Consider the following 11,697-nt stretch of genomic DNA (forward strand, 5'->3'; position numbering starts at 1 on the left):
GCCTCGGCGACTTTCTTGCCGGTCTTCTCCGAGCGCGTGTCCACGGTGGCGCGGACGCCTGCCTCGACCAAGCGTGTCTTGAGCGCCTCGCAGTACGGGATGTGCCGATCCGCGATGGGCAGGAAGCGCACTTGCTCGGGCGAGAGCCAGGTCGGGAATGCGCCCGCGAAGTGCTCGATCAAGACACCGACGAAGCGCTCCATGCTGCCGAACGGGGCGCGGTGGATCATCACCGGGCGGTGCGGCTGGCTGTCCGAGCCGATGTACTCCAGGCCGAAGCGGATCGGGAGGTTGTAGTCCACCTGAACCGTACCGAGCTGCCACTCGCGGCCAATGACGTCCTTGACCACGAAATCAATCTTCGGGCCGTAGAACGCGGCCTCGCCGGGCTCCTCGCTAAACGGAACTCCCAGCGACGCGGCGGCATCGCGGCAGGCGGCCTCCGCCTTGTCCCAGTTGGCCGGGTCGCCGACGTACTTGGCGCTGTCCGGGTCACGCAGCCCGACACGGACGCGGAAGTCTTTCATCCCGAGCGTGTCGAAGATCGTCCGCACGAGGCTCAGACAGCCCTGAACCTCGGCGGGAACCTGCTCTTCTGTCACGAAAAGATGGGCATCGTCTTGCGTGAACGAGCGCACACGGGTCATGCCATTGAGCTCGCCGGACTGCTCCCAGCGGTAGACCGTGCCAAACTCGGCCAGGCGTAGCGGCAGATCACGGTAGGAGCGGCGCTCGCTGGCGTAGATCTTGATATGGTGCGGGCAGTTCATCGGCTTGAGCAGATAGCCCTCGATATCGCCCGACTCCAGCTTATTGGCCAGCTCGCCGCAGGTACAGCCTTCGTCGCTGAGCTTCTTGAGAAACTCGCGATCAATCACCGGCGGGTACTGGGACTCAGCGTAGTACGGGAAGTGCCCCGATGTTTTATAGAGCTCCAGCTTGCCGATATGGGGCGTGAAGACTTGATGATAGCCCTGCTTGCGCAGCTCGTGGCCGATGAAGGTCTGGAGCTCCTGGCGCACGGCAGCACCCGCAGGAGTCCAGAGCACCATGCCCTGGCCCACCTGGTCATCAATATGAAAGAGCTTGAGCGCCTTGCCAATCACGCGGTGGTCGCGCTTCTTGGCCTCTTCCAGCTTGTTCAAATACTCATCCAGATGGCTCTGCTTCTGGAACGCGATGCCATAAACTCTCGTGAGCTGCTCGTTCTCGGACCTACCGCGCCAGTAGGCCCCGGCGATACTCATCAGCTTAAACGCGCCGATGCGCCCGGTGGACTCGATATGGGGGCCTTTGCACAGATCAATAAAGTCGCCCTGCTGGTAGAAGCTAATCTCAGCTTCATCGGGCAGGTCGTCGATCAGGCGCACTTTATAGAGCTGGCCGGACTCCTCGCAGCGCTTGCGGGCCACGTCGCGTGGCTCCACAAACCTCTGCATCGGCAGGTTCTCTTTGACAATCGCCTTCATCCGCGCCTCTAGTGTCGCCAGATCGCTCTCGGTCAGTGGTCGGGGCAGGTCAAAGTCGTAGTAGAAGCCATTTTCGATAACAGGGCCGATGCCCATCTTCGCTTCAGGGATCAGCTCACGCATCGCTTGGGCAAGCACATGCGAGGTCGTGTGGCGCATTCGGGAAAGAAAGTCAGCCGGAGCGGAGAGCTCATCGGCGGGGGATACAGAGGACATAGTGTGGTTACACTCCCATACAAAAGGATGCTCTATGGTATCACGCTCCTTCGTCATGACCTATTACCTCTAGAGATTTTACAGAAGATTCGCCTCCGATTGGAAACTCTTGTAGGGAATGTCGTGTATCTCTGTGGAGATGACATTTCACCCCCCCGATCTATGGGTCGTGGCAACCCTAGTGCTCTTAGAGGGCTTGCTCTCGGCAGATAACGCACTAGTACTGGCGCTACTGGTTCGTCACTTGCCCGATAAGCAACAGCAAAAGGCACTCTCGCTTGGGATGACGCTGGCCTTTGTGCTCCGGGGCGTGGGAATTGCGCTGGCAGGCTACCTGATCCGCTTCTGGTGGCTCTGTGGGCTGGGAGCACTCTATCTGCTCGGGCTGGCACTCAAGCACTTTTTGCAGAGGAGGCGAGCGTCGCCCCCCGAGCAGGTAGTAGGTGCAGGGATGAGCTATGCCCGAGCTGTGGTGATGGTTGGCTTTACGGATGTGGTCTTTGCGATCGACTCCATTCTTATCGCCGTGGCCCTTATCAATAGCCCCAAGAAGCTCTGGATTGTCTACGTGGGAGGAACCTTGGGCCTCATACTGCTCCGGCTTGCCTCAAGCATCTTCATCCGCCTACTCCATCGCTACCCTGCACTCGATCATACGGCATACGCCTTGGTGGGATGGGCAGGGATAAAGCTATTTTTAGCGGCCGGGCACATGAGCCCAACCCATTTCCTACCTGAGCTTCCCAAGTGGGTTTTCTGGTCGGGTTTTGCCCTGATCCTCGTGGTGGGTGGTCTTGTGGCACGTCAAGAAGAAAAACGCACGAGTGAACCCAATTTTGACAGGTAGATGAATCTGAGGTATTCTGAACAGAGATTTCACGCCGCGCCGCGCTCACTCGGTGCGGCGTTATTATTGATATTATGTCTGTGGTTGCCATCGTCCCCGCCGCTGGTCTCGGCACTCGCCTGAGGCCACTTAGCGATGCTATTCCCAAGGAAATGCTTCCTGTGGGACGCGCTTTGGCACTTGAGAGGATCGTCGCCGAGCTTCGTGCCGCCGGTGCGGAGCGCATTGTCTTTGTGGTCTCTCCACAAAAAGAAGCCTTTCTCAAGAATCACTTTGGCGCAGACTTTGGTTACGCCGTTCAGCCCGAGATGCGCGGCTTGGGCGAGGCCATTCTCCGAGCCCGAGGGCTCGCTCAAGGTGCCTCACGCTTGCTGATTGCTCTTGGCGATGCGGTCTTCGAGGAGCCGGAGCTAGGGGGAATTACCCGGCGCGTGCTCGCCGCCGACTCGCCTCTTACAATAGCCGTGCAGCGCGTCCCCCGTGAGCGACTCTCGAAATACGGCGTGGTGTCACCAGCCCCCCCCGCCCCCAAGCTGGGGGGAGCCAGGGTATCGGGAGCTTTTGCTATCCAGGACATTGTGGAGAAGCCTGCACCCGAAGATGCCCCTAGTGAGTTTGCGGTAACGGCCCGCTACGTTCTGCCCGATACTCTCTTTGAGACGCTGGAAAAAACGCCACCTGCAAAAAATGGTGAGATCCAGCTCACGGATGCGATTAAAACGTTGCTACAGACAGGAGTTCCAGGGAGCGCCGTGCCCCTGTTGCCAGGAGAAACACGCCACGATATCGGAGGCTTTGAGACCTACTTCAAGGCTTTCGTCACCTTTGCCATAAACGATCCCGAATACGGCGCAGCGTTGCGCACTTATCTGAAAGAGACGCTGCAACTATGAAGGGTATTATCATCGCAGGGGGGGCAGGCACCCGCCTTCGTCCTCTGACCTACACCCGCCCCAAGCCACTGATCCCCGTGGTCAATCGGCCTTTTCTGGAGTACCAGGTGGCACTGCTCAAACGCCACGGCATTGACGAGATTATCTTCTGTACCAACTACATGTCCGAGCAGATCGCCACGCACTTTGGTGACGGCTCGCGCTTTGGCGTGACGATGCACTTTGTCAATGAAGAGACACCACTTGGCACGGCAGGCGCGATTAAAAATGCACAGACCGTCGCAGGCCGTGAGACTCTGGTGGTGCTCAATGGTGATATTCTCACCGACTTTGATATCTCCTCCATCATTGAGTTTCATCAGAGCAAAGATGCTCTGGTGACGCTCACGCTCAAAGAAGTCCCGTCACCGTCTCCTTATGGCGTCATTGACACGGACGATGACGGCAGGGTTCAGGAGTTTCGTGAGCCGAGCGAGGCACAGAAAAAGGCGCTGGCGGCCAATCCCAATATCGAGCCGACGGGCGTGGACTACATTAATGCGGGTATCTATATTATGGAGCCCGAAGCGCTGGACGCGATCCCGACAGGCCGTCCTGTCTCCATCGAGCGCGAGACCTATCCTCAGTTTCTGGCCGAAGGCAAGCCCATCTATGCCGTCGCACGGCAGGGATTCTGGCTGGATATCGGACGGCCGGAGCAGTACCGACAGGCCACGCAAGCAATTCTAGCACGCGATATCACGGTCGAGGTACCCGGTGAGTGGACTGCACTAGGCTACTGGGCGATGGAGAATGTTCAAGTAGATCCGACAGCCCATGTTGCGCCGACCGTGCATCTGGGAGCAGGGAGCAAGATCGGCCCGGGTGTCTCACTGACGGGAAAGACCGTGATTGGGCCGGGGTGCTGTATCAAAGCCAATGCGACACTGACGGACTGCATTCTGCAAGAGGGCGTGATTATCGGGCAGGGCGCACAGCTCACCGGGGTGATTTTAGACGATGGCTGTCATGTGGAAGCCGAGACGGTCGTCAGGGTGCCCTCGGTTTTGGCAGCGGGAACTGTCCTTCGTAAGGGGACGCGGATCGAATGACCGTCCCGATGGCCGATCTTCCGGCCCAGTACAAAGCCCTTAAGAGTGAACTTGATGAGGCAATCTCCTCGGTTATGGCGACGGGCGGCTTTATTCTAGGACCAACCGTTGCAGCCTGTGAGACGCAGATCGCGGCCATCTGCGGCGCGCAGCATGGCATTGGTGTCGGCAATGGCACCGATGCGCTCTTGCTCTCGCTCATGGCGCTGGGAGTCGGGCCCGGCGATGAGGTCATCACGCCGCCCTTTACTTTTGTTGCCACGGTCGAGACCGTTGTCCTTCTAGGGGCGACGCCGGTCTTTGCCGATATCGACCCCGTGCACTTCACCCTCGATCCCGCCGATGTCGCGAAAAAAATTACGCCGCGGACGAAAGCCATTGTCCCGGTGCATCTCTTCGGGCAGCTCGCCGATATGGATGGGCTACGTGCTTTTGGCCTGCCGCTCATCGGCGATGGAGCACAGGCAATCGGCGCGGCGCAGAAGGGCAAAGAAGTCGCACAGTGGACGGACCTAACGACGCTCTCGTTCTACCCTACCAAGAACCTTGGAGCGGCGGGCGATGGTGGGATGATCCTCACCAACGACGATTCACTCGCCGAAAAACTGCGCCTGCTGCGCTTCCATGGCTCTGGTGGCAACTACGACTACCACCTCGTGGGGGTTTGCTCGCGTCTCGATGCTCTGCAAGCGGCGATTCTCAATGTCAAACTGCCACACCTCGCTCACTGGAACGAGGCTCGCCGTGCCAATGCGACTTACTACGACACCGCGCTCGCCAACTGCGACGACCTGATCCTCCCCAAGACTCGCCCCGACAATCTTCACACGTTTCATCAGTACACGGTTCGGGTTTCCAACGGGAGGCGCGCCGCTCTGAAAGCCTTTCTCGCAGAGCGCGGGATCGCAACGGGTATTTTCTATCCTGTCGCGCTCCATCTCTCGCCTATCTACCAGGAGCGCTTTATGGGGAAGCTCGGCGATCACCCCGAGTCGGAGCGCGCGTGCGACGAAGTGCTCTCGCTCCCGATCTATCCCGAACTTTCTGTCGAGCAGCGCGTCTATGTAGCAGAAAGCATCTGTGCTTTCTTTGGAGGATAACGATGCCCCACCAGTTCGCCCGACCCCAGCAGCCGACTCTGTATGGCTATAAAGTCATCAAGACCTATCCGCACGACCCAGATGCCTTCACCGAGGGGCTGGAGTTTCACAACGGCTTGCTCTATGAGAGCACGGGCCTAGAGGGTAAGTCCTGGATCGGTATTCGGACACTGGAGAGCGCAAAGTACCAGAAGAAAGTCAGCCTTGATGCCCGCTACTTTGGCGAGGGCATGACGATCTTCGGGGATAAGCTCTACCAGCTCACCTGGAAAAACGGCAAGGGCTTTATCCGCGATAAAGACACCCTCAAGGAGATCGGTTCCTTCCGCTACTACGGCGAGGGCTGGGCACTCACCCACAACGATACCCATCTGATCATGAGCGATGGCACCGACACGCTCCGCTTCCTCGATCCGAAAAACCCTGGCACGGTCAAAAAGAAGCTCAAAGTTACTAACAATGGCCAGCCTGTCACTCAGATCAACGAGCTAGAGTGGGTCAAGGGCGAGGTCTACGCCAATATCTGGCAGACGGATTATATTATCCGCATTGACCCCAGCACCGGAAATGTCGTAGGCATTATTGACATGACAGGCATTCTCCCCAACCAGCAAGATGTTCTCAATGGAATCGTCTACGATGCCAAAGCCGACCGGCTCTTTGTCACCGGCAAGCTCTGGAGTAAGATCTTTGAGATCAAGCTAGTGAAGCGCTAGTTTCTGAGTTGCCTCTTCGTAGAGCCAGCCGGTGATCTCATCGGTAGTAGGATCTAGGGTGATCCCGCGCCGTCGGTGTGCCCAGCAGGCGTAGCTAACACTCACAAAGAAGCTGGCGGGGAGACGGTTTTGGCTGGTGATCTTGCAGCCCAGCAGGCTGGTGTTGCCGCCAAAGCCCATGGGGCCAATCCCAAGACCATTGCAGATGCGCGTGATCTCCGCCTCTAGCGCGTTTAACTGCGCATCCGGGTTGGTGTCAGAAACGGTGCGCAGGAGCTGCTCTTTCGCCATTTCGAGACCATGTGCCCTATCGCTGCCGATACACACCCCGATGTAGCCCGGCGCACAGCCCTTGCCCTGCGCCTTCCAGACCGCATCGAGCACTACCAGCTTCACGCCCTCGATATCGCGCCCCGCCTTCTTCCCAAGCTCTTTCAGCTCGAAGGGCAGGCTATACTGCGCCCCGACATTCTCACAGCCACCGCCCTTGAGCATCAGCCGAACATCGATAAAGTCCTTGCGCCACGCCTGAAAGTGAAACTGCGGCGTCCCCGGCCCGAGATTATTTCCCGTGTTCTTGCCCGTGAGTGAGTCCACGGAGTTCTGGCGTAGGTAGCCAATAGCCGTCGCCTCCGCCACGGCAGCGCGGGCAGTGTCCTCGAAAGTCAGCGTGTCGTAGCCGATGGGGTAGTGGACATAGAACTTGATCATCCCCGTGTCCTGGCAGATCGGGGCGGACTCGGCGGCAGCGGTGGCGATATTGCAGTCAATGGTATCCAGGGCCATCAGGGCGCGGCTATCCTTCATCTCCACAGCACGCCCCCTCTCCATCGCCTCACGAATATCGGTGGGCAGGTCGGAGGACGTCCGGCGGATCAGATCTAGCAGGCTGGCTTGCAAAGTGGTGCTCATAAAACAAATTATACCTCCCCCACTGGAGGGCGAGGCTTGGTATACTCTTTTCTCAAGGAGAGTTGTTATGCCGACACCTGAGTTTGAGGAGCGCTCCGAGACGAACCTCGCTACCTTGCGGCCCAAGGCCCAGCCGCACTTTCGCGCACTGCTGCGTGCTCTAAAGACCTACGCCTTAGAGAAAGGGCTGGAGGTAAAGATTATCAGTGCCAACCGGACGTGGGCGGAGCAAGACGCGCTCTTTGCCAAGGGCCGCACCAAGCCGGGGCCGAAAGTCACCAATGCACGCGGTGGGCAGAGCAACCACAACTATCAGATCGCGGTGGACATCGGGCTCTTCAAAGACGGAAAATACTTGGAAGAGTCGGTGCACTACAGCAAGCTGGGGCCGCTGGGCGAGGCGCTCGGGCTGGAGTGGGGCGGGCGCTGGAAGGACTTTCCCGACACGCCACACTACCAGATCAAGACCGGCAAGCGTATCTCGGTGCTGCGCGAGCTAGTACGCACTGAGGGCTGGGACGCTCTGGACGAGCTGATTCCTGACTTCTCTCCTGCACCTGAGCCGACTCCAGCTCCTACGCCCACGCCCACTCCAGCCCCTGTTCCTAGTCCCGTGCTTGAGCCCGACACTGTCGCTATCTTTCTGGATCGTGGCGAGGGGGCTAAGAAGCTTAGCCTGGATGCGTGGTTTAGTGAGAGCCGAGTCTGGGTGGCGATCCGGGACTGGACGGACTTTTTTGGCGGGACGCTGGTCGAGAAAAATGGCAAGTTCTCACTGCTCCTTAGCGGCCAGAGCACTCCCATTCCCACAAAAATCATCGCCGAGCGCACGGTCGCCAAGTTCGCCGACATTAACGCGGTCTTGAGCTGGGACTTCTCCTTCGACGGTGCCACGCGCCCACGCAAGCTCACGATCCACCCGGACCGCTAGGCCGCTAGCCGCTCTCCCACTTTGCTTTGAGCGCCGGCAGATCGTAGCCTTCGGGCCAGCGGCTGGCATTTTTCTCGTCAAAGGCTGCCTTCCAGCGGTTGTGGAGCCACAAGTACTGCTCGGGGTAGGCGCGGATGCCTTGCTCTAGCTGGTGGTTGATCCGCGTCATCAGGCGCGTTTCATCGTCGCCTTCTTGTGGCCAGAAAGGCTCTTGAATGACGATTTTATAGGTCGAGTCCGGCTTCATGATGCAGTAAGAGGTCACGATCGGGGCACCTGTCTTGAGGGCGAGCGTGGCAGGCCCTGTGACGGTGCCGGCGGGAATCCCCAGAAATGGCACGAAGATGTCGCCGCTGTTCTGGTCGGGGAGAATCGCGATCGCCTCGCCTTTCTTCAGCGCCACAAAGAGCTTACGCACCGACGCACCGCCTTTGCTGACAACCTCATAGCCGCCACTCTGGCGGATTTTCTTAACCATCGCCCCAAAGACCGGGTCGTTGGGATCGCGAGCAACCACGGTAAGGGGAATACCACACTTGGCGGCATAGCGAATAAAGATCTCGATATTGCCCAAGTGGCTGCTCAGGCCGACGATTCCCTTGCCTGCCGCGAGCGCCTTTTGGGTATGTTCCCAGCCCTCAACCTCGGTGACAAGCTCCAAAATCGTATCATCGCCACGCATCGCCGAGCGGTAGAAATCCAGCGTGACACGTCCAAAGTGCTCAAAGACTTTTCGCGTGAGTGCATGTCGCTGCGCCTCGGTCAGAGAGTCGCCGTAGACGAGGCGTAGGTTGCGCAGTGCGGTCACTCGGGAGCGCTTGACCAGATGAAACCCTAACCTGCCTAGTCTCTCGCCAAATTTCAGGGCTTTCTCACGCGGCATCCGGGCCACACGGCTGCCAAAGCGCTCCAAGGAAACGGCGAGAAAGCGCTGGAAAACAAGGGTCGATCGGGACATAGACTCTATGATACCGTGATACAAAATCTCCCACCGTGGTACAATTCGGGCATCGCAATCCGCAAAGATATCTGGCAGGGGACGACGTGCCGTCGGTGCGGGCTGACATTCGAGGTGCTCTGTGACGAGGGCCTTCTTGGCTGCTCTCACTGCTATGTCACGTTTCGAGGACTGATCGAAGCCGCGATCCCGGAGCTTCACGGCGTGACGGTTCCTAGCGCCTGGATGACTCAGCGTGCCGTTCCCCGCGCCTTAGAAAACGAAGAAGACGGAGAGCTTGCTAGCTCCCCGCCTTCTGATTCGCCTTTTACTCGCCGCACGCGGCCAGCGCCCCAGGGCACCGCTAAGCGCTCTGGGTAACATCGGCGTAGGCCTGCCGGATTCCCCGGACATGGTAGGCGACGTTGGCGGATGTGCAGCCCAGCGAGTCGCCGATCTGCCGCCAGGTGTGGCCTTCCAGAAGCCCACGCAGAATTGCCTTCTGCCGGACATTGAGCCGGTTTTCTAGGATCTCCAGCATCAGCCGGGTCTCCACTTCCTCCGCGCCAGGCAGGTTGCCCCGCGCCGTGAAGCTATTTTGTGTGATCTCCTCGGTCTCGACCGTCAGATCCTCCAGCGCATCGTGGGAGCGCTTCTTGTTCCAGCGGATATGATCCAGGATCTGCCACCGAGCGTGCTTGAGTAAGTACTGAGTCGGGGTTCCGATAGTCATATCAACCGTGGGCAGAACCTCGTAGACCGCGACCCACGCTTCTTGAAGCAGATCGTTGGCATCCATCCCCGTTCGGGAGGCGTAGTAGCCCGCCAGAGACTCTAGGCGGGGAGTTAGTGATTTCCGAAGGCGCTCTTGCGCCCGAGTGTCGCCCTGCTTGGCACGCTGAAGGTTCAGCGCGTCCTGATGCAGTATTCCTTTGTCTAAAATTGCAGTGTTCACGGGATTCTCTCCGTCGGACCTGCATAGAGACACAGCTCTAGCAGGAGCGGGCAGCATAAAAAAACCGATGGAAGGTCTCCTGAGACATTCAGAAGCCAGCCACTCTGCCAAGCAAAAGCTTAGAGGCAGACCGACACAAAAGTCGGGGCTATCGCTGCGAATAGATGACGAATGAGCGAAAAGGCGGGATGGGTTGGGGCCACGGCTGCTTGCTCTGCAGCGTCTCCCCTCCTGCGCTTCGCTCTACAGGCGCGTTAGGGGTAGATACCCTGAGACCGGGGCTGTAAACCCTGAGACTTCTGGGCGACTTCCGGTACTTTGTTTCCCGTCAATCAAGTCTCGATCTCGCGCTGCGGAGAGTGGATGGAGTATGGGGGTTTCGCCACAGAGAAACGCCTGGCGGGCATCCATCGGCATACCGTTATTTAAGAGCCAATTATTGCTTACCATTTTGATCGTTCCTCCTGACATTCTGATGAGTCGTCTTTAAAAGTGCCGTCGTTCACGCACGAGCCCATCGTGAGCATTATAGCCTGATACTCAGATTTGCTAAAGAGTAAAGGAAAAATATTTTTTATTGATTTTTCCCTGCCGGTTAGAGCGGCAGGGCTACCGAGCGCTCCGCGCTACAAAGGCCGTTCCGGCCATAAGAATAATTCGGTATGGGCCGGGTACCCTCGGGGTGGCCCTTTGTAGCTTTAGCTCTCCAGTCCCCTCGTTCCAATCGAGGGGAAAATTGGGGTATAACAAACTTATGTGTGGACGATTTACGATGCACCATGACCAAGGCGAGGTTATGGCGCGCTTTGAGGTTCAGGGGAGTTTGTTTGAGCCGCTCGCCCGCTACAATATCGCCCCGACCCAAGCCGTGGCGGCGATCACGGCGCATGGGCCCCGTGCGGAGCGCCTTCTAGAGCCGCTTCACTGGGGGCTGGTGCCGTTTTGGGCCAAGGACACCGCCATTGCCAGCAAGCTCATCAATGCGCGCAGCGAGACGGTGCAAGAAAAACCGAGCTTCAAGCACGCACTCTCCCGCCGCCGGTGTCTCATTCCTGCCGATGGGTTCTACGAGTGGGATCGGAAGACGAAGCAGCCAACCCACTTTCGCGTGCGAGGCGGCGAGCTCTTTGCCTTCGCCGGGCTCTACGAAGAGTGGCAGGCACCCGATGGTTCGTCTTTGCGCAGCTGCACCGTGCTGACCACACAGGCCAATGCATTAGTCGCTCCGATTCATGAGCGCATGCCGGTGATTCTACAAACCCAAGACGACGAAGCAATATGGCTGGAAGTGGGCCGCTACAAGCCCCACGATCTCCAGCCACTGATGATCCCTTTTCCCGCCGATCAGATGGAGGCGGTCTTTGTCAGCAAGCGCGTCGGCTCGCCTGCCAACGATGATGCAAGCCTGCTAGCGCACGCAGAATAAGTGGGAGCCCAGCCGGATCACGAGCTGACTATCGAGCGCCGCGTAGCCGTAGAGGATCGGGTCGAGCGAGTCTGGGCTGGTGGCGCGGGCTGCTCCGGCGTTGCCAGGGTTGTTGGGCGTGGTCGAAAACGGCTCTTTGGTTTTCGGGGGATTTTGGGTGTCCCAGAGCGGGTTGCTGGCCACTTTCGCAAAGACCGGCCCCGC

General features: G+C 58.6%; 12 protein-coding genes and 1 pseudogene. 8 read left to right on the forward strand and 5 right to left on the reverse strand.

Going from position 1 to position 11,697, the window contains the following annotated elements; translation table 11 throughout:
- On the reverse strand, positions 1–1,685 hold a 1,685-nt coding region (gene thrS, locus AC1XOS_RS13745), incomplete at its 3' end, for a threonine--tRNA ligase (protein WP_481962794.1).
- Positions 1,686–1,803: 118 nt separating this feature from the next.
- On the opposite strand from thrS, the gene AC1XOS_RS13750 reads away from it, so the two are divergent.
- The 5 genes from AC1XOS_RS13750 to AC1XOS_RS13770 all read left to right on the forward strand — a co-directional run bounded on the left by AC1XOS_RS13750 (position 1,804) and on the right by AC1XOS_RS13770 (position 6,332).
- Entirely contained in the window at positions 1,804–2,532 is a 729-nt protein-coding gene (locus tag AC1XOS_RS13750) for a TerC family protein (protein ID WP_481962795.1), read from the forward strand.
- A gap of 74 nt (positions 2,533–2,606) precedes the next feature.
- Positions 2,607–3,425, forward strand: a complete 819-nt coding sequence (locus tag AC1XOS_RS13755) for a sugar phosphate nucleotidyltransferase (protein WP_481962796.1) — start codon at positions 2,607–2,609, stop codon at positions 3,423–3,425.
- The gene (locus AC1XOS_RS13760) at positions 3,422–4,516 is read left to right on the forward strand and encodes a nucleotidyltransferase family protein (protein WP_481962797.1); all 1,095 of its coding nucleotides are present in this window, start codon (positions 3,422–3,424) and stop codon (positions 4,514–4,516) included. The genes AC1XOS_RS13755 and AC1XOS_RS13760 overlap by 4 nt, the downstream gene beginning before the upstream one ends.
- Positions 4,513–5,616, forward strand: coding sequence for a DegT/DnrJ/EryC1/StrS family aminotransferase (locus tag AC1XOS_RS13765; RefSeq protein WP_481962798.1), 1,104 nt, complete (start codon positions 4,513–4,515; stop codon positions 5,614–5,616). Before AC1XOS_RS13760 ends, AC1XOS_RS13765 begins: the two co-directional genes overlap by 4 nt.
- 2 nt (positions 5,617–5,618) lie before the next feature.
- Complete coding sequence (locus AC1XOS_RS13770; protein WP_481962799.1) at positions 5,619–6,332, forward strand: glutaminyl-peptide cyclotransferase; 714 nt, start codon at positions 5,619–5,621, stop codon at positions 6,330–6,332.
- Here AC1XOS_RS13770 and AC1XOS_RS13775 read toward each other — a convergent pair.
- The gene (locus AC1XOS_RS13775; RefSeq protein ID WP_481962800.1) at positions 6,318–7,244 is read right to left on the reverse strand and encodes a fumarate hydratase; all 927 of its coding nucleotides are present in this window, start codon (positions 7,242–7,244) and stop codon (positions 6,318–6,320) included. The two genes, AC1XOS_RS13770 and AC1XOS_RS13775, sit on opposite strands and share 15 nt — an antisense overlap.
- 67 nt (positions 7,245–7,311) lie before the next feature.
- Here AC1XOS_RS13775 and AC1XOS_RS13780 point away from each other — a divergent pair, with 67 nt between their 5' ends.
- Positions 7,312–8,175 (forward strand): M15 family metallopeptidase, encoded by an 864-nt coding sequence (locus AC1XOS_RS13780; protein ID WP_481962801.1) that lies wholly within the window; start codon positions 7,312–7,314, stop codon positions 8,173–8,175.
- Positions 8,176–8,179: 4 nt separating this feature from the next.
- On the opposite strand, the gene AC1XOS_RS13785 is transcribed toward AC1XOS_RS13780, so the two are convergent.
- A complete protein-coding gene (locus AC1XOS_RS13785; protein WP_481962802.1) occupies positions 8,180–9,133 on the reverse strand; it encodes a lysophospholipid acyltransferase family protein in 954 nt (317 codons plus the stop codon).
- 15 nt (positions 9,134–9,148) lie between these two features.
- Here AC1XOS_RS13785 and AC1XOS_RS13790 point away from each other — a divergent pair, with 15 nt between their 5' ends.
- A complete protein-coding gene (locus tag AC1XOS_RS13790) occupies positions 9,149–9,493 on the forward strand; it encodes a hypothetical protein (protein WP_481962803.1) in 345 nt (114 codons plus the stop codon).
- Here the strand turns inward: AC1XOS_RS13790 and AC1XOS_RS13795 are convergent.
- Entirely contained in the window at positions 9,477–10,067 is a 591-nt protein-coding gene (locus AC1XOS_RS13795; protein WP_481962804.1) for an RNA polymerase sigma factor, read from the reverse strand. The two genes, AC1XOS_RS13790 and AC1XOS_RS13795, sit on opposite strands and share 17 nt — an antisense overlap.
- Positions 10,068–10,821: 754 nt before the next feature.
- On the opposite strand from AC1XOS_RS13795, the gene AC1XOS_RS13800 reads away from it, so the two are divergent.
- The gene (locus AC1XOS_RS13800; protein ID WP_481962805.1) at positions 10,822–11,493 is read left to right on the forward strand and encodes an SOS response-associated peptidase; all 672 of its coding nucleotides are present in this window, start codon (positions 10,822–10,824) and stop codon (positions 11,491–11,493) included.
- Here the strand turns inward: AC1XOS_RS13800 and AC1XOS_RS13805 are convergent.
- Positions 11,476–11,697, reverse strand: a pseudogene (locus tag AC1XOS_RS13805) (hypothetical protein); the annotation flags it as partial. The gene AC1XOS_RS13800 and the pseudogene AC1XOS_RS13805 sit on opposite strands and share 18 nt — an antisense overlap.

The organism is Armatimonas sp. (assembly GCF_964826245.1).